Below are 22,598 nucleotides of genomic sequence, written 5' to 3'. Positions count from 1 at the left end.
GTCCGGCGGCCTGGCTTCCCGCCCCGCCATCCGTTATGCCCCCGGCATGGGGGAACTTTCCCCTGGCGGTGGCGCATGGACGGGGTGGGCGGTGGAACCCGGCGACCATCACCGGACACGGGGAGGACCGGAATGAGCACACTGACGCGAAATCTCAACGGGGCGCAGGAGACCGTCCGGATGTACTCCCGGCGGGTGGAGGTGCCGATGCTGGGCGAGGTGGCGGTACCACCGCCGGACAAGATCGCCTACTACGCCGGGCTCGGGGTGCTCGCCGCGCTCCAGGTCATCGAGTGGCCGCTGGCCCTGGCGATCACCGCCGGGCACCTGCTGGCCGATCAGCACTTCTCGGGTCTGGTGCGGGGCGTCGGGCAGGCGTTGAAGGACGCCTGACCGAGAGCCGGGTCACCGATGATTGACTTCAATCCCGGTTGAGGTCGCATGATCGGTGGATGCTGACCACCGTGCCCGCCCCACCGGGGCTGTTCGCACCCCGGCACCGGGCGATGACGGTGGGCAGCGTCGCGCTGATCTCACTGCTCGCGTTCGAGGCGCTGGCGGTCGGTACGGCGATGCCGACGGTCGCCCGCAGCCTGGACGGGCTCGCGCTGTACGGAATCGCCTTCGGCGGCCCGTTCGCCGCGGGTGTCTTGGCCATGGTGGTCTCCGGAATCTGGTGCGACGCGCGGGGACCCCGGGGCCCGATGTGGCAGGGCGTCGCGTGGTTCGTGGTCGGGCTGTTGATCGCCGGGACGGCATCGGCCATGGGCGCGCTGGTCGTCGGCCGGGTGGTGCAGGGGTTCGGCTCCGGGCTGCTCTCGGTGGCGCTCTACGTGATCGTCGGGCACGCGTACCCGGAGGAGTTGCACCGGCGGATCTTCGCCGCGTTCGCGGCGGCGTGGGTCGTACCGTCACTGGTCGGACCGGCGGTGGCCGGTCTCATCGTGGAGCATCTGGGCTGGCGCTGGGTCTTCATGGTGGTACCGGTGGTGGCCGTGCCGGCGGTGCTGCTGATCCACCCCGGCCTGCGGTCGCTCGGTCGGAGCGCGACGGCCCGGGTGCCGGCCGGCGCGGCGGCCCGGATCGGCTGGGCCTGCGGGGCCGCGGTGAGTGCCGCACTGCTGCACATCGGGGGGCAGCAGCGCGGTGCGACCGCCGTCGCCCTGATCGCGCTCGCCGTGGCCGGGCTGCTGGTCTGTGCCCCGCGCCTGCTGCCGGCCGGGTTCCTCCGGGCGGCCAGAGGCCTGCCGACCGTGATCGGGCTGCGGGGTCTGGCCTCCGCCGCGTTCGTCGGTGCCGAGGTGGTCATCCCGTTGCTGCTCTCCCGGGAGCGGGGTCTGTCGCCGACCGCAGCCGGGCTGGTGCTCACGGTCGGCGCGCTGGCCTGGTCGGTGGGCTCGTGGGTGCAGGGCCGGATCCCGGTGCCGGCATCCCGCGCCAGCCTGCCCCGGGCCGGGCTGACCTGCATCACGGTCGGCACCGCCACGGTGGCGCTGGCCGTACGGCCCGAGGTGCCGGTGTTCGTCGCCGTGCTGGGCTGGGCGGTCGCCGGTCTCGGCATGGGGCTGCTCTATCCCTCGCTGTCGGTGCTCACCCTGGAGTTGTCCGCTCCCGGGGAGCAGGGCCGCAACAGCTCGTCCCTGCAACTGGGTGACTCGCTCTTCGCGGCGACCGTGTTGGCGCTCACCGGTGCGGTGCTGGCCGCCGGCAGCTCGCCCGGTCCGGCCAGCTACACCGCGACCCTGGTGGTGGCCGCCGGCCTGGCACTGCTCGGTGCGCTCCTGGCCGGCCGGGTGGTGGTGCGCGGCAGCGTACGGCCCGGGTGATTCTCGGATTCGATGCTGTCCGAGCCGGGAGGGCCGGGAGGATGGCGGCGTTCTTCGCGCTGCTGACCGTGCTGGACCTGATCCGCTCGGGGTGACCCGCCGCACACCGGGTCACAGGCGGTCGTGTCGTGCCGTCATGGGCAGGTGAGCCCACGGCGCGGCGCGGACCGGGCGTCGGACAGGTCGGTGGGCCGACGGATGCCGCGGTCCGCGGCGGAACGGGAGTACGGGATGAGGGTTCTGGTCACCGGGGCGGGCGGCCACCTGGGCGAAGCCTTGCTGGCCCGGCTGAACGACGACGGGATCAGCGTCCGGGCCACCAGCCGACGGCCGCGTACCGGCTCCGGGGTGGAGTGGGTGGTGACCGACCTGGCCACCGGCGAGGGGTTGACCGAGGCGGTGACCGGGGTGGATGCGGTGCTGCACCTGGCGTCGTCGCCGCAGAGGCGGACCCACCAGGTGGACGTGCTGGGCACCGGCCGGCTGGTGCTCGCCGCCGGCGCGGCCGACGTCCAGCACCTGGTCTACATCTCGATCGTCGGGGTGGACCGGGTGCCGATCCCGTACTACCGGCACAAGCTCGCCGCCGAGCAGGTGATCGCGGCTGGCCCGGTGCCCTGGTCGGTGCTCCGCGCCACGCAGTTTCCGCAGTTCCTGGACGACCTGCTGACCACCAGCTCCCGCCTCGGGCCGGTGATCGGGGATCGAGGGGTGCTCGCTCAGCCCGTCGACCCGGCGGAGGTGGCGGCGCGGTTGGCCGCTCGGCTGGTCGCCGGGCCGCTGCGCGCCGTCGAGGAGTTCGGTGGGCCGCAGGTGCTCCGCTTCGACGAGGCGGTCCGTGCCTGGCGGGAGGCCCGAGGGTCACGCCGGCCGCTGCTGCCGGTAGCATCCCGGGTCGCCTCGGTCGCGAGCTGCGCGCCGGTGGCCTGGTCACCGAGGCGCTGCCCAAGGGCTCGCGTACCTGGGCGGACCATCTCGCCGACACGTACGGGGGAACCGGGCGGTCATGAGGAGAATCCCGGTTCACGTTCGTCTTACGGTGACGCCATGTTCGCTGTCGTGGTCACCGTGCTGCTCTACGTCTTCGGTTTCGTCTTCCTCTACGGGGTGATCCGGCTGGGTGTCCGGCATGCCATGGAGGACCTGGAGGCGCAGCGGGTCGCTGCCCGGCGTGCCGAGGAGCTGGCTGCCTCCCGCGACCGCAGCTTCCTGCGCGACAACGCCTTCCTCGCGGGCAGTTGAGGCTGCCGTTCGGCGCGACGGGTGCGAGGATCGCATCCGTGATGGGAACGCTGAAGACCGAACCGGCCCGTGTCCGCCTCGACCTGCTCGCCCCGCCGGTGGCGGCGGCCATCGCCCAGTGGCCCGCCGAGGCGCCGGTGGACGTCGACGACGTGCTGGTCGCGCCGATCGACGCCGACCTCGCCGACACCGCCGCGTTCTGCGCCGCGTACGAGGTGGGGCTGGACGTGTCGGCCAACTGTGTCGTGGTGGCCGGGAAGCGTGAGGGCGTGGTCCGCTACGCGGCCTGCATTGTGCTGGCCACCACCCGGGCCGACGTGAACGGCGTGGCCCGCCGGGCGCTCGACGTGCGCAAGGCGAGCTTCGCCCCGATGGCCGATGCGGTCGAGTTGACCGGCATGGAATACGGCGGCATCACCCCGATCGGGCTGCCGGCGCAGTGGCCGATCCTGGTGGACGCGCGGGTGATCGCCACGCCGCACGTGATCATCGGGTCCGGCGTACGGCACAGCAAGATCGCGCTGCCGGGGCCGGCGTTGGGCGCGCTGCCCGGCGCTCAGGTGGTGGAGGGCCTGGCCAGGCCGGCCTGACCAGACACCGGCATCGATACCGTTGCACGTGAAACATCGCGGCGGTCGATGCCGGTGCCTTGATCGGCTGCGTCGTGGCGTGGTGCGGCCCGCTCAGCGGGAGTGTGCCGCCGCCTCGCGCTGCTCGACCTCGGTCAGCGCGGCCAGCAGCGTCTCCACCTCCTGCGCGCCGGAGACCGCGTACTTGCCGGCCAGGATGAAGGTCGGCACGCTGGTGATGCCCAACTCGTGGGCGGTGGCCAGCTCGGCGGCGATCTCGGCGGTCTGCTCGTCGGAGTCGAGGAAGCGGCGGACGTCGGCGGCGTCCAGGCCGATCCCGCCGGCCACCGTGGCCAGGGCCTCCCGGGAGCCGAGGTTGACGCCCTGGGTGAAGTGCGCCTGGTAGAGCGCCTCCACCATCTCGCCCGCCCGGCCGTGCTCGTTGGCATAGGCGACCAGTCGGTGCGCGTCGAAGGTGTTCGAGATGACCGCCCGGTCGAAGTCCAGCCGGACCCCGGAACCCGCCGCGACCTCGGTCACGTGGGCGAACATCTGCCGAGCCCGGTCCAGGCCACCGAACCTGCCAGCCATCGCCTCCAGCAGTGGGCGGGGCTCCGGCACCGGTGACGGGTCGAGCTGGAACGGTCGGTAGCGGACGGTCACGTCACCGTCGTACGTGGCGAGGGCCTGCTCCAGCCGTCGCTTGCCGATGTAGCACCATGGGCAGACGACGTCCGCGTAGATCTCGATCTCCATGATCGGTGGCAACTCTTCGGTCAGGCGAGTTGTTCCCGGACCTGACGCTTGAGCCGGCCCAGGATCGCGGTGCCGCCGCGCACCCGCAGCGGGCTGATCGCCTGCGCCAGGCCCATCCGCTGGTAGAGGTCGTCCGGCACGGCCAGCACCTCCTCGGCGCTCGCGTCGGCCAGCCCCTCGGCGAGGATGCCGGCGAACGCCCGGGTGGTCGGCGCCTCCGGTGGGCAGTCGAAGAGCGTCTCCACGGTGCGCTCCGGGGTCACCCGGGCCCGCAGGAAGAATGCCGTCTGGCACTCCGGGACCTGCTCCATGCCCTCGCGCTCGGCGGCATCGACCGGGAGCGACGGAATGACGTCGGCGTATTCGAGCAGCATCTCCAGCACCAGGTCGCGCGGCGCGGCGGCGAACTCGTCGACGATCTCGGCCAGTCGGGCCGGCATATCAGCCATGCGACGAGGCTACCGCCGTCGCCGCACGGCCTCCGCCGCACCGGGCGGTGTGCGACGGAGGCGTGGTGCGGGTCACGTGGTCGGGGACTGCTCGCTGATCTCGCTGAGGGCGCTCGTCGGGTCGAGCTGCATGGCCAGGTCACCGAGCGACACGATGCCGACCAGCTTGCGGTCGGAGTCGCAGACCAGCACCCGGCGGATGCCCCGGTCCCGCATCAGCGTGGCCGCTTCGCTGGCCGTGCAGTGCTGCTCGATCATGACGACCTCGCGGGTGACGATCGAGCCGATGGTGGTGGCCGCGGGTGAGCTGTTCTCGGCCACCGCCCGGACCACGATGTCCCGGTCGGTGAGCATCCCAGCGAGGCTCGCGCCGTCGGTGACCACGACGTCGCCGATGTCCGCCTCCTTCATGACCTTGGCGGCTTCGTCCAGGGTGGTCTCCGCCGGCAGGTAGACCACCTGCTTGGTCATCACGTCGCTGACCCGGTAACCGGTCATGAGAGCCCTCCGAATACGTTTCCACCCGATCGAACTGCGGTACCCCGTGACGCGGTGGCTACACCAGGTTTCCACGTTCCTGGCGTACCTCGTCGACCAAGCGTTCCACCAGACCGGCCAGCGGCAGTTCGGTGCGCCCGTCGCCGGCCCGATCGCGCAGCTCGACGTACCCGTCGGCGAGTCGGCGGCCGACCACGACGGCGCGCGGGATGCCGATCAGCTCGGCGTCGGTGAACTTGACCCCGGCCGAGACGTGCGTGCGGTCGTCGACCAGCACCCGCAGGCCGGCCGCGGCGAGCTGGCCGCCGAGCTCCAGCGCCGCGTCGAGCTGCGGGCCCTTGCCCGCCACCACCAGGTGTACGTCGCACGGCGCGATCGCCGCCGGCCAGCTCAACCCCCGGTCGTCGTGGTGCTGCTCGGCTACCGCCGCCACCGCCCGGGACACCCCGATGCCGTAGCAGCCCATGGTCGGCCGGACCGGCTTGCCCGCCGGGCCGAGCACGTCGACGGCGAACGCGTCGGTGAACCGGCGACCGAGCTGGAAGATGTGCCCGATCTCGATGCCCCGCCGGATGGTCAGCTCACCACCGTCGCAGGTGGGGCAGGGGTCACCGGCGCGCACCTCGGCGGCCTCGATCGTGCCGTCCGGCGTGAAATCCCGCCCGCAGACCACATCGGTGGCGTGCCGGCCCGGCTCGTTCGCCCCGGTCAACCAGGCCGAGCCGGGCACCACCCGCGGATCGACCAGGTAGCGGATGGCCAGCTTGTCGAGCAGCTGCGGCCCGATGTAGCCGCGTACCAGTTCGGGGTGGTCGTCCCACGCCTCGAAGACGGCCACCTGGGCCGGGTGCAGCGCGGCGCCGACCCGCTTGAGGTCGACCTCCCGGTCACCCGGCAGCCCGACCACCAGCAGTTCGGCCCGATCCGCGCCCGGTTGGCGGACGCTCAGCACCACGTTCTTCAACGTGTCGGCGGCGGTCCAGCCGTCCCGACCGCCCAGCCGACGCGCGTTGGCCAACGCCACCAGGCTGGCGATCGTCGGGGTGTCCGGGGTGTCGTACACCTCGACGGCCGGCTGCGTCGCCGCGTCGACGGCGGCCGGCGCCCGGGTGGTGACCGCCTCGGTGTTCGCCGCGTAGTCGCAGGCCGTGCAGCCGACGAAGGTGTCCTCACCGACCGGAGTGGCGGCCAGGAACTCCTCCGACGCCGTGCCGCCCATCGCGCCCGACATCGCGTGCACCACCGTGTAGTCCAGGCCCAGCCGATCGAAGATCCGCCGGTACGCCGCCCGGTGCCGCGCGTAGGCGTCCCGCAGCCCCGCGTCGTCCAGGTCGAAGGAGTACGCGTCCTTCATCAGGAACTCCCGGCCACGCAGCAGACCGGCCCGGGGCCGGGCCTCGTCGCGGAACTTCGTCTGCACCTGGAACAGCGTCACCGGAAAGTCCCGGTACGAGGTGAACAGGTCCTTGACCAGCAGCGCCGCCATCTCCTCGTGAGTCGGCGCCAACAGGTGCTCGGCACCACGCCGGTCGGCGAGGGTGAAGATGTCGTCGCCGTACTCCGCCCACCGGCCGCTGGTCCGGTACGGCTCGGCCGGCAGCAGCGCCGGGAAGTGCACCTCCTGGTCACCGATGGCGATCAGTTCGGCGCGTACCACCTCGGTGATCCGGTCCAGTACCAGCTTGCCCAGCGGCAGCCAGGTGTAGCCGCCCGGTGCGGCGCGACGGATGTAGCCGGCACGCAGCAGGAGCCGGTGGCTCGGCACCTCCGCGTCGGCCGGGTCCTCGCGCAGGGTCCGCAGCAACAGGGTCGACATGCGTAGCAGCATGGGCGCAGCGTAGGACCGTTCCGGCCGGATGGGCGAACCAATTCGTCCGGTGCGTCGCGGTTCCCGGATGGATCAGCTCCGGTGCGGCGGAGTCAGCGTCGTCTGGCAGAGGTGACGAAGGCTCGCCAGGACTGCGGATCGAAGGTGAGCACCGGGCCGGACGGATCCTTGCTGTCCCGCACACCGACGACGCCGACGAGGTTGTCGGCCACCTCCACGCAGTCGCCCTGCGTGCCGCTGCGGGTGGACTTGCGCCAGGTAGCGCCGATCAGCTCCATGACGTCATCACTTCCTTCAACAGCTCGACCGACTGCCGGTGAGGCAGTGCTTGACTGCGGACGCTCTCCCACCTGGCGAGCAGGATAGCGACATCCTGGTCCCGGTCGACCACCACGCCGCCGAGCTGAGTCTCCAGATGGCCAACCCAGCCACCGTCGCCACTTCGCGCCAGAGCGAACGGACCCACCAGTCCGACGTGCATGGGGATGTCGGTCGGGATGATGTGGATGCTGATGTGCGGGCGCTCCGCACACTCGACAAGGCGCGTCACCTGTTCAGCCATGAGCGCTTGGACGCTCTCGTCCGAACGGCGCAGAACGGTTTCCTCGACGACCGCGACGTACACGGGTGGGTCTGCCTGGCAAAGGATCGTCTGCCGATCCATCCGGACCGCGAGGCGCTTCTCGACCTCATCGTCGTTGATCGTGTTGTCACTCCGGATCACTGCCCGCGCGTAGTTTTCCGTCTGGAGCAACCCTGGAATGAGGGTCGGCTGGTAACACCGCATCTGCTGGGCCTGGCGTTCGGCTTCCAGCCAGGGACGGAGCCAGCTCGGTTGCCCGTCGCGTTCGGCCAGCTTCAGCAGCGACATCAGCAGCCCGCCCGTGCCCAGCACCTCGTCCGCCCGCTTGAGGAAGAACCGGTCGAGTGGGCGCTGACCCAGCTCCACAGCGGACACCTGCGAGCCGGAGAAGTGGACGAGCTTCCCGAATTCCTCCTGACTCAGCTCGGCCCTCAGCCGCAGTCGACGCAGCTGTGCCCGGATCAGTTCCGTGGTCGGTTCACCTTCCACATGTCCTCCACAGTCCCTCCGCGTTTCCCCGGCCGCTCCGGACGATCGCCGCGCACCGACCCGACCTCGCCCGTACCGCCGTCGATGCCTTCCGACAGTAGTTCGTCCTTCAGCAGAGTGTCACGTACGCCTGAAGGAGGTCGAGATGCACAAACGCCTGTCCGGTGAGCTGCCGGTACCTCGGCTCGGCCCGTACGCCGACCGGCCTCGGCCGTACCCACCGGGCCACCGGCCGCACCTGCCGATCCGTCCGCTGTGGTTGTGCCGGGCCTGCGGGCTGCCGTGGCCCTGCGCGGACGCGCGGCTACTGCTCAAGGCCGAGTACGAGAACCACTACGTCGAACTGGCCATCTACCTCTCCGGGCTCTACCACGAGGCGACGCACGATTTGTTCCGGCTGAACCCGTACGACGGCCCGACGCCGCGCGAGCTGTTCGAGCGGTTCGTCGCCTGGGGGCCACACCGCCGACCGATCGTCGATCCGGACCGATGACCGGCATCGCGCGGATGCCGTGGTCGGGTGGCGTGCCCCACACCCCACCGGTGACCGGGCAGCGCCGTCCGGTGAAAGACTTGTCGCCGCAGGCAACGAATGGCGTGAGGGGGGCGCGGGTGCGCTGGCGCAGTTTTGTCGCGGTCGGGGACAGCTTCACCGAGGGTATGGACGACGCGTACCCGGACGGCACCTTCCGGGGATGGGCGGACCTGGTGGCGACCCGGCTCGCCGCCGAGGCGGGACCGGACTTCCGCTACGCCAACCTGGCCATCCGGGGCCGGCTCTTCCCCGGCGTGGTCGCCGAGCAGGTGCCCGCCGCGGTGGCGATGAAGCCCGACCTGATCAGCTTCGCGGCCGGCGGCAACGACGTGCTGCGCCGCACCTTCGACCCGGACACTCTGGTCGCCCGCTTCGACGAGGTGGTCCGGCAACTGCGTTCGGGCGGCGCGGACGTGCTGCTCTTCCGGTTCGCGGACGTGATGGCCCGGCTGCCCGGTCAGCGGCTCGTCGCCCCTCGGGTGGAGCTGCTCAACCAGGCGGTCGGCGAGACCGCGGAGCGGCACGGCGCGATCATGGTCGACCTGTACGCCGACGACACGTTCCTCAACCCGATGCTCTGGAGCACCGACCGGCTGCACCTCTCGCCGGCCGGGCACCGGCGGGTCGCCGGGCAGGTGCTCACCGCGCTCGGCGTGGGCTGCGACGAGGAATGGCTGCTGGTTCCGCCGCACCCGGCACCCTCGCCGTGGCTCGCCGCCCGCGCGGCCGACCTGCGCTGGGCCGGGCAGCACCTGGCCCCGTGGATCAAGCGCCGGCTGACCGGCCGGTCGTCCGGCGACACGGTCACCGCGAAGCGTCCGCTGCTCGGACCGATCGTCGACTGACGGGTGCTCACCCACTGCGGCACGGTCACGTGCGCTGCGTCGCATCCGCGGTATCCGATCGCCGATGGTGGGTCGGCGGGCAGCGTTGCGGCGTAACTTGGGGATCATGTCTGTGCCGAACGATCCTGATCCCCGTCTTCAGTCGTACGCCGACCCGCAGCGGCTGGTCACCACCGAGTGGTTGGCCGAGCACCTGGGCGACGAGGGCCTCGTGGTGATCGAGTCCGACGAGGATGTGCTGCTCTACGAATCCGGTCACATCCCGGGTGCCGTCAAGGTCGACTGGCACCTGGAACTCAACGACCAGGTGACCCGGGACTACCTCGACGCGGAGAGCTTCGCCGAGCTGTGTGCCGCGAAGGGCATCGGCCGGGGCGACACCGTCGTCTTCTACGGCGACAACTTCAACTGGTGGGCCGCGTACGCCCTCTGGGTCTTCTCGCTCTTCGGCCACGCCGACGTGCGGCTGCTCGACGGCGGCCGGCAGAAGTGGATCGCCGAGGGCCGCGAGGTGACCCGCGACAAGACGACCCGCCCGCGCGCCGACTACCCGGTGCCGTTGCGTGACGACGCACCCCTGCGGGCCTACCGCGAGCAGGTGATGGCGCACATCGCCGCTGGTCGGCCGCTGGTCGACGTCCGGTCTCCGGGTGAGTACACCGGCGAGATGCTGCACATGCCGGACTACCCGCAGGAGGGCGCGATGCGCGGCGGGCACATCCCCGGCGCGGTCAGCAAGCCGTGGAAGTCCGCCGCCAACGACGACGGCACGTTCAAGGGGTTCGACGAGCTGCGCGCGATCTACGCCGACCAGCTCGGGCTCAGCCCGGACGACGACGTGATCGCGTACTGCCGGATCGGTGAGCGGTCCAGCCACACCTGGTTCGTGCTGCGGTACCTGCTGGGCTACCCGCAGGTGCGCAACTACGACGGCTCGTGGACCGAGTGGGGCAACCTGGTCCGGGCCCCCGTGGTGAAGGGCGACCAGCCCGGCGGCCTCGCCGCCTGACGAGCCGGGCTCGTCCCCGCGCGACCGGGAGTCGCGCGGGGACGGCTCAGCCGGCCAGCGCCACCACCCCGTTCAGCTCGCGGACCACGCCGGTGATCTCCCCCGTCTCCGGGTGCCAGCGCAGCACACCGCCCGGTTGTACGCGCAGCAGCACGGCCCCCCGGGTGTCCCAGCCGAGCACTTCGCAGCAGCCCTTCCACCGGTCCCGGCCCAGGTCCAGCACGTGGGCCACCGCCCCGGTGCGGGCGTCCAACTCGGCCACCCCCTCGGCGCCGTCGATCTCGTCGCTGGTGATCCACGCCGCCCGGACCAGCCGTGCGCCGTGCAGCCAACCCCGGCCGTAGAACTCGTTGATCCGGTAGGGCGCCGGCAGCAGGGCACTGGTGACCGGCTCTTCGGAGCGGAGCGTTCCCTCGCGGGCGGTCCGGCTGCGGACGAACAGGCCGTCCCGCTCGCCGCCCACCTCGACCAGCGCCGCCTCACGGCCGGCCGCCGGGTCCGGCGCGACCAGATCCCAGGGCGAGACCTCGACTTCACTCGCCGCACCGGAGGCGAGGTCGACCGCGTACGTCTTGGCGTCCGCGCCGACCAGCACCCGGTCGTTCGCCCAGACCACCAGCTCCAGGAAGCCGGCGAGCGGGATCCGGCGTACGCCTGCCGTGGTGAGGTCGACCAGGATCAGCTCGTTGGTCTGTGGGAACGCGGCCGACCGGCCGTCCGGCGACAGCACGCCCGGCTTGACGGCGGGCGCCTGGTTGCCGCCCTCGTCCCGGGTGGGTGTCAGGGTCACCACGTCCAGGGCACGGACCACGCCGTCGTCGCCGAGCACCCGGACCGGGCCGTCCGTGCGGAGCTCCTGGTCCAACGGCTGGAACAGGGCCAGTGCCCGCTGGACCGGCCGGGCGGAGAGCGACACGGTCGCCGGTGCGCCGAGCCGGTTCAGGGGGTCGGGCGGGTAGGTCAGCTCGGCGGGGACCCGTACCACCGGCGGGGCGGGGCTGGGCGCGACGGTCGGCGCGACCGGCCCGTCCGGCGGCTGGTCGGCGGGCGGTCGTAGGGCGGCCACCGTGCCGCCGCCGACCAGCAGCACGGCCACCGCCACCGCGCCGACCGCGCGGCGGGTACGCCGGGTACGCCGGGCCCGCTCCCACCCGGTCACCGCGGGGTGGCTGGGCCGGACGTCCTCGACACTGACGGTCAGTAGGCGGCGCAGGTCCTGCTCGTTCACGGGTTCACCTCCAAGCCGGTGGCGAGGTCGTCGGGAGACGCCGGGTGCGGGGTGAGGTCCGGGGCCACCTCGCGGAGCCGGCGCAGCGCCGCGTGGCACTGGCTCTTCACGGTGCCGACGGTCACCCCGAGCGCTTCGGCGGTGGCCGCTTCGGTCAGGTCCTCGTAGTAGCGCAGCACCAGCACGGCCCGTTGGCGGGGCGGCAGCAGGCCCAACGCGTCGTGCAGCGTCAGCCGCAGCGCGCCGTCCCGGTCGTGCGCCACCTGCTCCGGCGGTACGGCGCTGAGCCACTCGCGGCGCCGGCGACGCCACCACGAGACCGCGTCCCGGTAGAGGATGGCCCGTACGTACGCGGCGGGGTCGCCCTCACGGACCGAGGTCCAGCGCAGGGCCAACTTGAGCAGCGCGTCCTGGAGGAGATCCTCGGCCTGGTGCCGGTTGCCGCAGATCAGGTAGGCCGCGCGCAGCAGCCGGTGCTGGTGGTTTTCCACGAAGGCGACGTAACCGTCGCGTCCGTCGGTCGCCGTCGGTCCCATCCGCCCCCCTCCCAGCCGTCACTTTCCACGTCACCTGGCAGACGCATGGCAAGGGGTAAAAGGTTGGGCCAGGTCTCAGGCGGCCTCGTCGGGTGATCCGGTCAGGTAGCGCTGGAGGGTCGGCGCGATCCACCGGATGAGTTCCTCCGGGTCCGCGTCCGCCATCGGCGGCAGCCGGACGATGTAGCGGGTGAAGGCCAGGCCGAGGACCTGACTGGCCACCAGGCCGGCCCGTCGGCCGGTGGTTGCCGGGTCGGTGCCGAAGATGGCCACGGCTCCGGTGAGTTGATCGGCGAAGATGCCCCGCATCCGCTCGCCCGCGCCCGGGTTGGTGCTGGCGGCCCGCAGCAGCGCGACGAGCGTCTCGTCGCCCTCCCACCGGGCGAGGAAGTGCCGGATCAGCGTTTCGCCGAGTCGCGAGGGCGGCACCTTGGTCAGGTCGGGCAGTCGGAGGTCGAACTCGGCCGCCGCCGCGAACAACCCCTCCTTGCTGCCGTAGTAGCGCATCACCATCGACGGGTCGATCTGGGCGTCGGCGGCGATCGCCCGGATCGTGGCGCGCTCGTAGCCGTCGGCGGCGAACCGTTCGCGGGCGGCGCGCAGGATCGCCGCGCGGGTGGCGTCCGAGCGGCGGGGGTGGGTCGGCTGGGCCGGCGCTGTCATGTCAACGACCGTATGCCAACAGGTGTTGACACACAACGTAGTCGGGCCTAGCGTTGCCAACAATTGTTTGCCAACACTCGTTGGCATAAGTCGTTCCGGAGGTGGCCATGCTGCCCACGAGTACCGACGTTCTGGTGGTGGGGGCCGGTCCCACCGGCCTCGCCACCGCGCTGACGCTGGCCCGACGCGGGGTCGAGGTGACCGTGGTGGACCAGTTGGCCCGCCCACCGGAGACGTCCCGCGCGGCGGTCGTGCACGCGTACACCCTGGAGGTGTTGGACCGGATCGGCGCTGCGGCGCCGCTGGTCGCCCAGGGCGTGCGGGCGCCGCGCTTCACCGTGCGCGACCGCGATCGCGTGCTGCTGGCGGTGCCGTTCCACCAGCTACCATCCCCGTTCCCCTACGCGCTGATGGTCTCCCAGTCGGTCACCGAGGCGGTGCTCACCGAGCGGTTGGCCGACCTCGGTGTGCAGGTACGACGGTCGTGCCGGCTGACCGGTCTGAGCCGGAGCGTTGACGGGGTGGTCGCGCAGCTCGACGGGGCCCCGCTGCGGGCCCGGTTCATCGTCGGCGCGGACGGCCTGCACAGCACGGTCCGGCAGTTGGCCGGCATCGGCTTCACCGGCCCGAGCGAGGAGGAGTCCTTCGTGCTCGCCGACGTCCGGGTGCGCAGCGCGCTGCCCCGGGACGAGGCGGCGCTCTTCCTCGCCCGCTCCGGACCACTGATCTGGGCACCGCTACCGGACGGGGTGGTCCGGCTGGTCGCCGCCGTGCCGACGGCCCCCGCCGAACCGGACCTGGCCTACCTCCAGGCACTGCTCGACGAGCGGGGCCCGGAGCGGCGACCCGACCGGCTGACCGAGGTGCTGTGGGGCTCCCGGTTCCGGGTGCACCACCGGATCGCCGACACCTTCCGCTCCGGGCCGGTGCTGCTGGCCGGCGACTCCGGGCACGTGCACAGTCCCGCCGGTGGGCAGGGAATGAACCTCGGCATCTGCGATGCGGTGGCCCTCGGCACCAGCCTGGCCGACGTGTTCGCCGGCGGCCCGGAGACGCTGCTCGACGACTACAGCGCCCGGCAGCGCCCGATGGCCGAGGACGTGATGAGCTTCGCCGCCGGGCTGACCCGGCTCGCCACGCTCTCCCCGGCCCGGCGGCCGTTCCGCGACGTGCTGCTCCGGCTGCTCGGTGCCGTACCGCCGGCCCGGCGACAGATCGCGCTGCGCCTCTCCGGGCTGTCCCACCGCGAACGGCAGCCCAGCTAGGCTGCGCCGATGGGTCAGGTCTGGCTCACTGCTCGTCGAGACCCTCCAGTACGCGCTGGACCTCGGTCGGATCTCCTCCGTGGACGACGTGCTGCTCAACGCGACGGGTGCGGCGCTGGCCGGTCTGCTGTCCCGCCGCTGGTGGGCGCGGCGGTCGGCGGCACCGGAGCGGCCGGTCGCAGTGTCCGCCACGCCGCCAGCGTGACCAGCGCGAACGTGCCCGCGGCGGCCACCGCCACCGGCACCGTCCCGTACGCCGCGCCGATCAGCCCGGCGAGCACCGCGCCGACCGGTGCGGTGAGCAGCCCGACCATCCGTTGGCCGGCACCCACCCGCCCGAGCAGCCCGGCCGGCACGTGCTGCTGCCCGTACGACGCGGACAGGCTGTTCCACACCACCGTCCCGGCGGCGAAGACGGCCAACGCCAGCCCACCCGGCACCGGGTGCCGGGACACCGTGAACCCGGCCAGCGCGACGGTCTGCACGGCGAGCACGACGCGCAGCGCGGACACCGTGCCGAGCCGGGCGGCGAGCCGCCCCGCCCCGAGTGCCCCGGCGATGCCGCCCAGGATGGCGCTCGCGGCGAACAGCCCGTACCCGGCCGGAGGCACCCGCAGGACGTCCAGCGCGTAGAGCACCAGCACCGCCAGCAGACCGCTGATCGCCAGGTTGCTCGCGGCGGCGAGCAGGGTCACCCTCCACAGAGTCTGGTGACCGCGCAGCCACCGCAGCCCCTCGACGATCTCGCCCCACACCGGTCGCCGCGGCGCCCCCGATCCGGTGGGCGGCGCGGGTGACGGGGTGAGGGCCAGCACGAGCAGCGCGGCTGCGGCGAAGGTGAGCGCGTCGAGCGTGAACGGCAGGGCGGGGGTGACGGCGAAGAGGACGCCGGCGGCGGGAGCGCCGAGGAAACCTCCAGCCACCGCGGTGCCCACCTGGAGGCGGCCGTTCGCCCGGGGCAACGCGGCAGGTGGCACCAACGCGGGGAGCAGCGCGAACGAGGCGGAGTCGAAGAGCGTGCCCAGTGCGGCGAGCAGGAACGCGGCCACCAGCAGCGTCAACACTCCGGCCCGGTCGAGGGCGATCGCCACGGCCAGCGCCGCCACCACGCCGGCGCGCAACCCGTCCACCAGGGCCATCGTCCGACGGCGGTCCCAGCGGTCCGCGTACACGCCGCCGAGCAGGCCGAAGAGCAGCGGCGGCAACTGCCCGGCCACGGTGACCGCCGCGATGACCCGGGGGTCGCGGGTCACCGTCGCGGCCAACAGCGCCAACGCCGGTGTACGCAGGGCATCGCCGAACCGGGAGGAGACGGCGGCGGACCAGAGCAGCCGGAAGTCCCGGCCGAGTGCGGAGGAGCTCATGCCGCCGACAGTGCGGGTTCGACCGGGTCGAGGGTCAAGTCGGCCGCATAAGGGGACCGCGCCGGGCAGTGATCATCGGTACGGTGAGCGCCGGTATCGGACCGGGGAGCACTCAGGCGTGGACCACACCTTCCAGGTCGACCTCCGTGGAGTGGTCGACCTACTCAGTCATCACCTCTACGGCAGCCCGCGGGTCTACGTCCGCGAGCTGTTGCAGAACGCGGTGGACGCGATAACCGCGCGGCGCGCGAACGAGCCGGACGCGCCGGCGCTGGTCCGCATCGAGCCACCGGACAGCACAGGGGACGGCACACTGCGGGTGCACGACACCGGCATCGGGTTGACCGAGGCGCAGGTGCACGAGCTGCTGGCCACCATCGGCCGTAGCTCCAAGCGGGACGAGCTGGGCTTCTCCCGGCACGAGTTCCTCGGCCAGTTCGGTATCGGCCTGCTCTCCTGCTTCCTGGTGGCGGACGAGATCCAGGTGCTCACCCGGCACGGCGACCAGCCCACGGTCCGCTGGACCGGGTACGCCGACGGCCGCTACGCCGTGACGGTGGCACCGCCGGAGGCCGCCCGCGCCGAGCCGGGCACCACCGTCACGCTGGTGCCCCGCCGCGACGCCGACCAGTGGTTCAGCACGCCGACCGTCACCGACCTGGCCCGCCTCTTCGGCTCGCTGCTGCCGGTCACCGTCCGGGTCGGCGACGTGACCACCACCACCGGCGAGCCGCCCTGGCCGACCACGCCGGAGGCGCCGCTGGACCGCGCGGCGCTGATCCGGTACGCCCGGGAGACGCTCGGCGTCGACCCGTTCGACGTACTGCCGCTGGCGGTGCCCGAGGCCGGGGTGACCGGGGTCGCCTTCATCCTGCCCACCCCGGTGAATCCGGCCGCCCGCGCCGGGCACCGCGTCTACCTCAAGCGGATGCTGCTCACCGAGCACGCCGACGGGCTGCTGCCGGACTGGGCGTTCTTCGCGCACTGCGTGGTGGACGCCACCGAACTGCGCCCGACCGCCAGCCGGGAGGCCCTCTACGAGGACACCCTGCTCACCGCCACCCGGGAAGCGCTCGGCGACCAGGTACGCGGTTGGCTGGTCCGGCTGGCCCGGCACGACCCGCACCGGCTGGCCGAGTTTCTCCAGGTGCACCACCTCGGCGTGAAGGCCCTCGCGCTGCACGACGACGAGATGCTCCGGCTGGTCGACCGGTGGTGGCCGATGGACACCAACGTGGGCACCCTCACCCTCGCCGAGTTCCGTGAGCGGTACGGGGTGCTCCGCTACGCGGCGAGCCTCGACGAGTTCCGCCAGCTCGCCGCCGTGGCCGCCGCGCAGGACCTGGCCGTGGTCAACGCCGGCTACACCTACGACACCGAGCTGATCGAGCGGCTGCCGGCGGTGGACCGCTCGGTGCTCATCGAGCGGCTGGAGCCGAGCGACCTCACCACCCGCTTCGACGCCCTCGACCCGCAGGTGGAGCTGGCGCTGCGGCCGTTCCTCAACGCCGCGCAGCGGGCCGTCGAGCGATCAGGCTGCGAGGTGGTCATCCGGGCGTACGACCCGGTCTCGCTGCCCGCGCTCTATCTGGTCAGCCGGTCGGCGGCCTTCAACGACCAGCTCGCGGCCAGCCGGGACCGGGCCGACGAGCTGTGGGGTGGTGTGCTCGACGCGCTCGCCGCCACCGCCCCGCCGGACCGTCCGCAGCTGGTGCTGAACCACCGCAACCCCCTGGTCCGCCGGGTCACCATGCTGGCCGACCCGGAGCTGGTCGGGCTCGCCATCGAGGCGCTGTACGGGCAGGCGCTGCTACTCGGCCACCATCCGATCCGCGCGGCCGACGCCGCGCTGCTGAACGATTCCTTCCTCGGCCTGCTCGGCCGGGCCGTGCCGGGACGGGAGTGAGCATGGGCGACGAGGATCTGTGGCGGGTGCTGCGTGGCATCGCCGACATGCCGTACGGGGCGGGGCAGATCGCCGCGCTGGAGCAGTTGCTGCGCCGGGTGGACACCGCGGACGACCGGCACCTCGCCTTCGTCACGCGGATGCAGGCCACCACCGGCTACATCTACGGCGGCGAACCGGCGAAGTCCTTCGTGACGTTCTCCTGGTGCCTGTCCGAGTTCGACCGCGACCCGCAGCCCTACCACCAGCGCCACCTGCACCAGCTGCTCTGGCACTTCAAGTACATGGTGTCCGGTCTGCTGAAGTTCCCGGAGGTGCCACTGGACCGCACGTACGCGGTGCTGGACGACATGGAGCGGCGCTACCGGGCCGGCGGGCACAGCCTGCAGACGGTGCACAAGCACCGCTTCCGGGTCGCCGACCACGTGGGCGACGCCGAGGCCGCCGCGCACTGGTACCGGCTCTGGCAGACCACCCCACGCGACGACCTCTCCGACTGCGCCGGCTGCGACCCGACCAGCCAGGTGGGCTACCTCGCCGACACCGGGCGGGACGCCGAGGCGGTGGCGCTCGCCGAGCCGGTGCTCGCCGGCCGGCTCACCTGCACCGAGCAGCCGCAGGCCATCCTCACCGCGCTGCTGTTGCCATACCTGCGCACCGGCCGGGGTGAGGCGGCGCGGGACGCGCACCGCGAGGCGTACCGCCGGCTGCGCGGCAACCTCGCCGACCTGTGGGACATCGGCGACCACATCGAGTTCTGCACGCTGACCGGCAACGAGGCGCGGGCGATGGAGCTGGTCGAGCGGCACCTGGACTGGCTGGACCGGCCGCCGTCCCCGGCCGCCGCCATGCACTTCGCGGCGGGGGCCGCCGCCGCACTGCGCCAGGCCGAGCGGGTCGGCGCGTCGACCGTGTACCGCCGCGCCGCCGAGGGCCGGCCGGCCGGTGAGGTGTCGACAGCCGCGCTGGCCGACGAGTTGGCCGCGACCGCGACCGAGCTGGCCGCGCGCTTCGACACCCGCAACGGCACCAGCAACCAGTCGGAGTGGATCGCCCGGCGGATCGCCGTGCGGCCGACCGGCGAGCATCTGCCGCTCTCCGCGAGCGTCCGCCGTCGTCCGGCCCGCCCGACCGGGGACGAGCCGACCATCCCGCTCGACCAGGGGGCGGCGCCGGCCGCCGTCGACCGGGGTGGCCGGGCCCGGGCGGGCGTCGGCGACCAGCCCACGGTGAACCTGCCGGCCAACGCGGAGCCGGACGAACTGCTGGAACTCGCCGAGGAGAGCTGGAGCCGGCACGACCTCGCCACGTTCCGCGCGGCGCTGGTGGCCTTCGACGACCGGTTCGGTGCCGACGAGCTGCCAGAGCGTACGGTCGCGCAGCGGCTGACGCTGCGTGCTGCCGAGCGCGGCGAGGAGGGCGATTTCGAGGGCGCGGTCGAGCTGAACCGGGCCGCCCTGGACCTGTACCGGAAGGCGGCTGACGAACTGCCCGCCCAGGTGGTCGCCGGGCGGCTCGGCGTGCTGCTGACCCGGGCCGACGAGGAGACCGAGGAGGGGCTGTCGCTGGTCCGGGAGGCCGCCGACGTGCTGGATCGGCTCGGCGACGCCCGACAGCGGGCCGCCGGGCACGACCGGGTGGCGCTGGCGCTGCTGCACCGGGAACGCTGGGCGGACGCGCTCGACGCGCTCGACCGGGTGCCGGCCGACGCCGGCGGTGACCGCTACCTGGCGACCCGGATCGCGCTGCACCGGGCACACCTGCTGGGGCAGTTGGACCGCGTCGACGAGGCGCTCGCAGCGGCCGACGAGGCCCGCCGGCTGGGCCGTGAGCTGGGCGTCGGTGAGCTGGTCACGGCGGCCTGCCTGGCGTACGCCGGCATGGTGGACGAGCCGGCCGACGCGGTGGCCGCCTGCGACGAGGCGTTGCTGGTGGCACCGGTCGACGGGGAGTTGCCGGTCCGGGTCGCCCGGGCCCGGGCGCTGCTCGCCGCTGGGCGTTCCGCCGAGGCGGTGGACGACTTCGTCGAGGCGGTGACGCTCTGCGTGGAGCGGGGCGCCGAGGGGGACGCCTTCCTGCGTTGGGAGTTGGCGAACGCGTACCGGGTGGTGGGCCGGCTCGCCGAGGCGGCCGAGGTCGCTGAGGAGGCGGTCCTCGGGCTGGACCGGCTCGGCGCACAGGCCGAGGCGGACCGCTGTCGCCACCTGCTGGCCGGCGTCTACGCCGCGCTCGGCGAGATCGACCCGGCGCTCGCGCTGCTGGAGCAGTTGGCCAGCAATCTGGACGGACCGGACAACCTCCCACACCGGGCGCAGGTGCTGGAGGAGGCCGGCGGGATCCTCTACGACGCCGACCGGGACGCGGTGGCCGGCGAGCGGTTCGCGGCGGCTGCGACCGCGTACCGGCTCGCCGACCTGCCACTCGACGAGCTGCGGGCCCGACGGCGGGAGGCGTACGCCTGGTTCTGGTCCGACGACCGGCCGGCGGCTCTGCACGCCGTCGAGCAGGTGGACGGGCTGGCGGCGGCGCTGGCCGGGCAGCAGGAGCAGTCGCCGCCGGTGACGTACGAGCTGGCGATGGCGGCCGAGGTCGGCGCGCGGGTGCTCGTCGGGGAGGGCCGACCGGACGAGGCGATGGATCGGCTCGCCGGCGTACCCGACCGGTTGCGGTCGATCGAGGCGTTCGGTGAGGCCGCGCAGGTGGAGATCCTCGCCGGTGAGCTGCTGCTTCGCCTGGAGCGGCCGGCCGAGGCGGAGCCGCTGCTGCGCCGGGTGCTCGGTGGGCTACCGGCCGACTCGCGGCCGGTCCGCCAGACGGCCTGGTTGTTGGCACGCGCACTGGATCTGCTGGATCGGCCCGCGGAGGCCGCCGCACTGCGGACGGAGCACGATCTCGACCCGGACGACTGAGCGCGTCGGCCGACGCGGCCACCTGTGCAACCGACCGGTAACCACCGCTCCACCACGGCGAGTTGGCGGTCTACGCTTGCCCGGTGACAGTGGACCAGCAGGCACGGGGGGCGGCGGGCGCGGGTCGGCGCCGGTCCCGCAAGGACGAGATCCTGGAGATCGCGGTCGGCCTGTTCGCCGCTCGCGGCTACCACGGCGTGTCGATGGACGACATCGGTGCTGCCGCGGGGGTCACCGGTCCGGCGCTCTACCACCACTTCGCCGGCAAGGAGGCGATGCTGGCCGCCGCGCTGATCCCGGTCAGCGAGGGCCTGTTGGCCGGCGGGCGGGAGCGTTCCGCCGGCCAGCCGGACGATCCGCGTGGCGTACTGGAGTCACTGATCGACTTCCACGTCGAGTTCGCGCTGGCCAACCCTGCGGTGATCGCGCTGCACCTGCACGAGTTGGACCGCCTGCCGGATGAGCCGCGTCGGCGGATCCGCCGCCTGCAGCGGCTCTATGTCGAGGAGTGGGTGACCGTGCTCACCGCACTGCACCCGGGCATGCCGGACGGCGAGGCGCGGGTGCTCGCGCACGCCGCGTTCGGTCTGATGAACTCGACCCCGTTCCTCGGTGGCGAGGTGGACCGTCGCCGCCGTGCCGAACTGCTCCGTGGCGCGACCCTGGCCGCGTTGCTCGCCTGAGCCGGCTCGTCAAAAGCCCGCCGGTCATGATTCCCTAACCATCGTCCCAACATCCGGACGCCGGGAGGAAACATGATCGAGTCGCTGCTCGTCGCCAATCGGGGCGAGATCGCCCGCCGGATCATCCGGACCGCCAAGCGGCTCGGCATCCGCGCGATTGCGGTGTACTCCGAGGCCGACGCCCACCTGCCGTTCGTCGCCGAGGCGGACGAGGCGGTGCTCATCGGCCCGCCCAACCCGACGCAGAGTTACCGCAACACCGAGGCGATCCTGGCCGCCGCGAAGTCGACCGGCGCGCAGGCCATCCACCCCGGGTACGGGTTTCTGTCGGAGAACGCCGACTTCGCCCGTACCGTCGAGGCGAGCGGCCTGATCTGGGTCGGCCCCGGCGCGGACGCGATCACCGCGATGGGCGACAAGATCAATGCCCGGAACCTGATGGCGGCGGCCGGCGTGCCGGTCGCGCCCGGCACCACCGATCCGGCCGCCGACCTGGACGCGGCGGTGGCCGCCGCCGCCGAGATCGGTTATCCGGTGATGGTCAAGGCCGCCGCCGGTGGCGGTGGCATGGGCATGGGCGTGGCCACCGACGAGGCCGGGCTGCGCATCGAGTACGACAAGGTGCGCGCGTTCGCCGAGCGGATGTTCGGCGACGGCTCGGTGCTGATCGAGCGCTACTTCCCCCGGGTACGCCACGTCGAGGTGCAGATCCTCGGCCTGGCCGACGGCCGGGTGGTGGCGCTCGGCGAGCGGGAGTGCTCGGTGCAGCGACGCAACCAGAAGCTGGTCGAGGAGTCGCCGTCGCCGGCGGTGTCGCCCGAGCTGCGCGAGCGTCTCCTGGCCGCGGCGGTACGCGCTGGCGAGGCGGTCGGCTATCGCAACGCGGGCACGGTGGAGTGCCTGTTCGACCCGGCCTCCGGTGAGTTCTTCTTCCTGGAGATGAACACGCGGCTCCAGGTCGAGCACCCGGTCACCGAGTACGTCTACGGCGTCGATCTGGTCGAGGAGCAGTTGCGGGTGGCGTCCGGGCTGGCCCCGACCTTCGACCCGGCCGCGCTGGCCCCGCGTGGCCACGCCATCGAGCTGCGGATCAACGCCGAGGACCCGAAGCGTTTCCTGCCCGGCCCGGGCGTGATCAAGACCTGGGTGGAGCCCACCGGCGACGGCGTCCGGGTGGACTCCGGCTACACCGAGGGCAACACGGTCACCCCGTTCTACGACAGCCTGATGGCCAAGTTGATCGTCAGCGGCGACACTCGCGAGCAGGCGATCGAGCGGGCCCGGACGGCGGTGGCCGCGTTCCAGATCGCGGGTCCCAAGAACAACCTGCCCTTCTTCGTCGAGCTGTTGGAGAACGACGAGTTCCTCTCCGGCTCCTACGACACCGGCATCGTCGGTCGGATGCGCTGACCCAC

23 protein-coding genes and 1 pseudogene are annotated in these 22,598 nt (G+C 72.7%); 14 read left to right on the top strand and 10 right to left on the bottom strand.

Annotation, left to right across the window (positions count from 1 at the left end):
* Positions 1-75: 75 nt before the first annotated feature.
* From ACFQGL_RS19800 to ACFQGL_RS19780, 5 genes and pseudogenes are all read left to right on the top strand, one after another.
* Positions 76-393 carry a hypothetical protein gene (locus ACFQGL_RS19800; RefSeq protein WP_377513664.1) on the top strand — a complete coding sequence of 106 codons (318 nt, stop codon included), beginning with the start codon at positions 76-78 and terminating at the stop codon, positions 391-393.
* Between the two features lie 59 nt (positions 394-452).
* Positions 453-1,826 carry an MFS transporter gene (locus tag ACFQGL_RS19795; RefSeq protein WP_377513663.1) on the top strand — a complete coding sequence of 458 codons (1,374 nt, stop codon included), beginning with the start codon at positions 453-455 and terminating at the stop codon, positions 1,824-1,826.
* Positions 1,827-2,024: 198 nt separating this feature from the next.
* Positions 2,025-2,432 (top strand): annotated as a pseudogene (locus ACFQGL_RS19790) (SDR family oxidoreductase); the annotation flags it as partial.
* Positions 2,433-2,873: 441 nt separating this feature from the next.
* On the top strand, positions 2,874-3,068 hold the full coding sequence (locus ACFQGL_RS19785; protein ID WP_377513789.1) for a hypothetical protein: 195 nt from the start codon (positions 2,874-2,876) through the stop codon (positions 3,066-3,068).
* Positions 3,069-3,109: 41 nt separating this feature from the next.
* Entirely contained in the window at positions 3,110-3,658 is a 549-nt protein-coding gene (locus ACFQGL_RS19780; protein ID WP_377513662.1) for a YbaK/EbsC family protein, read from the top strand.
* 93 nt (positions 3,659-3,751) lie between these two features.
* On the opposite strand, the gene ACFQGL_RS19775 is transcribed toward ACFQGL_RS19780, so the two are convergent.
* The 6 genes from ACFQGL_RS19775 to ACFQGL_RS19750 all read right to left on the bottom strand — a co-directional run bounded on the left by ACFQGL_RS19775 (position 3,752) and on the right by ACFQGL_RS19750 (position 8,240).
* Positions 3,752-4,393 (bottom strand): DsbA family oxidoreductase, encoded by a 642-nt coding sequence (locus tag ACFQGL_RS19775; RefSeq protein ID WP_377513661.1) that lies wholly within the window; start codon positions 4,391-4,393, stop codon positions 3,752-3,754.
* 20 nt (positions 4,394-4,413) lie between these two features.
* Positions 4,414-4,842: a SufE family protein gene (locus ACFQGL_RS19770; protein ID WP_377513660.1), complete on the bottom strand. Its 429-nt coding sequence runs from the start codon at positions 4,840-4,842 to the stop codon at positions 4,414-4,416.
* A gap of 72 nt (positions 4,843-4,914) precedes the next feature.
* Positions 4,915-5,340 (bottom strand): CBS domain-containing protein, encoded by a 426-nt coding sequence (locus ACFQGL_RS19765; protein WP_377513659.1) that lies wholly within the window; start codon positions 5,338-5,340, stop codon positions 4,915-4,917.
* Positions 5,341-5,398: 58 nt separating this feature from the next.
* Complete coding sequence (locus tag ACFQGL_RS19760) at positions 5,399-7,168, bottom strand: proline--tRNA ligase (protein ID WP_377513658.1); 1,770 nt, start codon at positions 7,166-7,168, stop codon at positions 5,399-5,401.
* Between the two features lie 92 nt (positions 7,169-7,260).
* The gene (locus tag ACFQGL_RS19755; RefSeq protein WP_377513657.1) at positions 7,261-7,446 is read right to left on the bottom strand and encodes a DUF397 domain-containing protein; all 186 of its coding nucleotides are present in this window, start codon (positions 7,444-7,446) and stop codon (positions 7,261-7,263) included.
* Positions 7,437-8,240 carry a helix-turn-helix domain-containing protein gene (locus ACFQGL_RS19750; protein ID WP_377513656.1) on the bottom strand — a complete coding sequence of 268 codons (804 nt, stop codon included), beginning with the start codon at positions 8,238-8,240 and terminating at the stop codon, positions 7,437-7,439. Before ACFQGL_RS19750 ends, ACFQGL_RS19755 begins: the two co-directional genes overlap by 10 nt.
* Positions 8,241-8,385: 145 nt before the next feature.
* On the opposite strand from ACFQGL_RS19750, the gene ACFQGL_RS19745 reads away from it, so the two are divergent.
* The 3 genes from ACFQGL_RS19745 to ACFQGL_RS19735 all read left to right on the top strand — a co-directional run bounded on the left by ACFQGL_RS19745 (position 8,386) and on the right by ACFQGL_RS19735 (position 10,629).
* Positions 8,386-8,733 carry a hypothetical protein gene (locus ACFQGL_RS19745; RefSeq protein ID WP_377513655.1) on the top strand — a complete coding sequence of 116 codons (348 nt, stop codon included), beginning with the start codon at positions 8,386-8,388 and terminating at the stop codon, positions 8,731-8,733.
* Positions 8,734-8,852: 119 nt separating this feature from the next.
* A complete protein-coding gene (locus ACFQGL_RS19740) occupies positions 8,853-9,620 on the top strand; it encodes an SGNH/GDSL hydrolase family protein (protein WP_377513654.1) in 768 nt (255 codons plus the stop codon).
* A 106-nt stretch (positions 9,621-9,726) separates the two neighbouring features.
* Complete coding sequence (locus ACFQGL_RS19735; RefSeq protein WP_377513653.1) at positions 9,727-10,629, top strand: sulfurtransferase; 903 nt, start codon at positions 9,727-9,729, stop codon at positions 10,627-10,629.
* A gap of 46 nt (positions 10,630-10,675) precedes the next feature.
* On the opposite strand, the gene ACFQGL_RS19730 is transcribed toward ACFQGL_RS19735, so the two are convergent.
* The 3 genes from ACFQGL_RS19730 to ACFQGL_RS19720 all read right to left on the bottom strand — a co-directional run bounded on the left by ACFQGL_RS19730 (position 10,676) and on the right by ACFQGL_RS19720 (position 13,056).
* A complete protein-coding gene (locus tag ACFQGL_RS19730) occupies positions 10,676-11,857 on the bottom strand; it encodes a hypothetical protein (protein WP_377513652.1) in 1,182 nt (393 codons plus the stop codon).
* Positions 11,854-12,393, bottom strand: coding sequence for a SigE family RNA polymerase sigma factor (locus ACFQGL_RS19725; RefSeq protein ID WP_377513651.1), 540 nt, complete (start codon positions 12,391-12,393; stop codon positions 11,854-11,856). The genes ACFQGL_RS19730 and ACFQGL_RS19725 overlap by 4 nt, the downstream gene beginning before the upstream one ends.
* 75 nt (positions 12,394-12,468) lie before the next feature.
* Entirely contained in the window at positions 12,469-13,056 is a 588-nt protein-coding gene (locus ACFQGL_RS19720) for a TetR/AcrR family transcriptional regulator (protein ID WP_377513650.1), read from the bottom strand.
* Between the two features lie 107 nt (positions 13,057-13,163).
* Between ACFQGL_RS19720 and ACFQGL_RS19715 the strand changes: the two genes are divergently transcribed.
* Together ACFQGL_RS19715 and ACFQGL_RS19710 are read left to right on the top strand one after the other, a co-directional pair.
* Positions 13,164-14,321 (top strand): FAD-dependent oxidoreductase, encoded by a 1,158-nt coding sequence (locus ACFQGL_RS19715; RefSeq protein WP_377513649.1) that lies wholly within the window; start codon positions 13,164-13,166, stop codon positions 14,319-14,321.
* Complete coding sequence (locus ACFQGL_RS19710) at positions 14,245-14,526, top strand: VanZ family protein (protein ID WP_377513648.1); 282 nt, start codon at positions 14,245-14,247, stop codon at positions 14,524-14,526. Before ACFQGL_RS19715 ends, ACFQGL_RS19710 begins: the two co-directional genes overlap by 77 nt.
* Here the strand turns inward: ACFQGL_RS19710 and ACFQGL_RS19705 are convergent.
* Positions 14,417-15,685 carry an MFS transporter gene (locus tag ACFQGL_RS19705; RefSeq protein ID WP_377513647.1) on the bottom strand — a complete coding sequence of 423 codons (1,269 nt, stop codon included), beginning with the start codon at positions 15,683-15,685 and terminating at the stop codon, positions 14,417-14,419. The genes ACFQGL_RS19710 and ACFQGL_RS19705 overlap by 110 nt on opposite strands.
* Positions 15,686-15,803: 118 nt before the next feature.
* On the opposite strand from ACFQGL_RS19705, the gene ACFQGL_RS19700 reads away from it, so the two are divergent.
* The 4 genes from ACFQGL_RS19700 (at position 15,804) to ACFQGL_RS19685 (ending at position 22,593) form a co-directional block, all read left to right on the top strand.
* Entirely contained in the window at positions 15,804-17,591 is a 1,788-nt protein-coding gene (locus ACFQGL_RS19700; RefSeq protein WP_377513646.1) for an HSP90 family protein, read from the top strand.
* A 2-nt stretch (positions 17,592-17,593) separates the two neighbouring features.
* Positions 17,594-20,500, top strand: coding sequence for a hypothetical protein (locus tag ACFQGL_RS19695; RefSeq protein WP_377513645.1), 2,907 nt, complete (start codon positions 17,594-17,596; stop codon positions 20,498-20,500).
* 83 nt (positions 20,501-20,583) lie between these two features.
* Positions 20,584-21,183: a TetR/AcrR family transcriptional regulator gene (locus ACFQGL_RS19690; RefSeq protein WP_377513644.1), complete on the top strand. Its 600-nt coding sequence runs from the start codon at positions 20,584-20,586 to the stop codon at positions 21,181-21,183.
* A 72-nt stretch (positions 21,184-21,255) separates the two neighbouring features.
* Entirely contained in the window at positions 21,256-22,593 is a 1,338-nt protein-coding gene (locus ACFQGL_RS19685; protein WP_377513643.1) for an acetyl-CoA carboxylase biotin carboxylase subunit, read from the top strand.
* The last annotated feature ends 5 nt before the right edge of the window (positions 22,594-22,598 follow it).

Source organism: Micromonospora vulcania, assembly GCF_042658605.1.
Lineage (GTDB): Bacteria > Actinomycetota > Actinomycetes > Mycobacteriales > Micromonosporaceae > Micromonospora > Micromonospora vulcania.
The sequence above is the reverse complement of the archived record's forward strand: the minus strand, read 5'-3'. Positions and strand labels throughout refer to the sequence as shown.

Bases quoted from the DNA above. Each gene is read 5' to 3' on its own strand.
- ACFQGL_RS19745 (WP_377513655.1), top strand. From the start codon at position 8,386: ATGCACAAACGCCTGTCCGGTGAGCTGCCGGTACCTCGGCTCGGCCCG.
- ACFQGL_RS19755 (WP_377513657.1), bottom strand. From the start codon at position 7,446: ATGGAGCTGATCGGCGCTACCTGGCGCAAGTCCACCCGCAGCGGCACG.
- ACFQGL_RS19795 (WP_377513663.1), top strand. From the start codon at position 453: ATGCTGACCACCGTGCCCGCCCCACCGGGGCTGTTCGCACCCCGGCAC.
- ACFQGL_RS19715 (WP_377513649.1), top strand. From the start codon at position 13,164: ATGCTGCCCACGAGTACCGACGTTCTGGTGGTGGGGGCCGGTCCCACC.
- ACFQGL_RS19725 (WP_377513651.1), bottom strand. From the start codon at position 12,393: ATGGGACCGACGGCGACCGACGGACGCGACGGTTACGTCGCCTTCGTG.
- ACFQGL_RS19685 (WP_377513643.1), top strand. From the start codon at position 21,256: ATGATCGAGTCGCTGCTCGTCGCCAATCGGGGCGAGATCGCCCGCCGG.
- ACFQGL_RS19760 (WP_377513658.1), bottom strand. From the start codon at position 7,168: ATGCTGCTACGCATGTCGACCCTGTTGCTGCGGACCCTGCGCGAGGAC.
- ACFQGL_RS19785 (WP_377513789.1), top strand. From the start codon at position 2,874: ATGTTCGCTGTCGTGGTCACCGTGCTGCTCTACGTCTTCGGTTTCGTC.
- ACFQGL_RS19695 (WP_377513645.1), top strand. From the start codon at position 17,594: ATGGGCGACGAGGATCTGTGGCGGGTGCTGCGTGGCATCGCCGACATG.
- ACFQGL_RS19720 (WP_377513650.1), bottom strand. From the start codon at position 13,056: ATGACAGCGCCGGCCCAGCCGACCCACCCCCGCCGCTCGGACGCCACC.
- ACFQGL_RS19705 (WP_377513647.1), bottom strand. From the start codon at position 15,685: ATGAGCTCCTCCGCACTCGGCCGGGACTTCCGGCTGCTCTGGTCCGCC.
- ACFQGL_RS19735 (WP_377513653.1), top strand. From the start codon at position 9,727: ATGTCTGTGCCGAACGATCCTGATCCCCGTCTTCAGTCGTACGCCGAC.
- ACFQGL_RS19765 (WP_377513659.1), bottom strand. From the start codon at position 5,340: ATGACCGGTTACCGGGTCAGCGACGTGATGACCAAGCAGGTGGTCTAC.
- ACFQGL_RS19770 (WP_377513660.1), bottom strand. From the start codon at position 4,842: ATGGCTGATATGCCGGCCCGACTGGCCGAGATCGTCGACGAGTTCGCC.
- ACFQGL_RS19780 (WP_377513662.1), top strand. From the start codon at position 3,110: ATGGGAACGCTGAAGACCGAACCGGCCCGTGTCCGCCTCGACCTGCTC.
- ACFQGL_RS19800 (WP_377513664.1), top strand. From the start codon at position 76: ATGGACGGGGTGGGCGGTGGAACCCGGCGACCATCACCGGACACGGGG.
- ACFQGL_RS19775 (WP_377513661.1), bottom strand. From the start codon at position 4,393: ATGGAGATCGAGATCTACGCGGACGTCGTCTGCCCATGGTGCTACATC.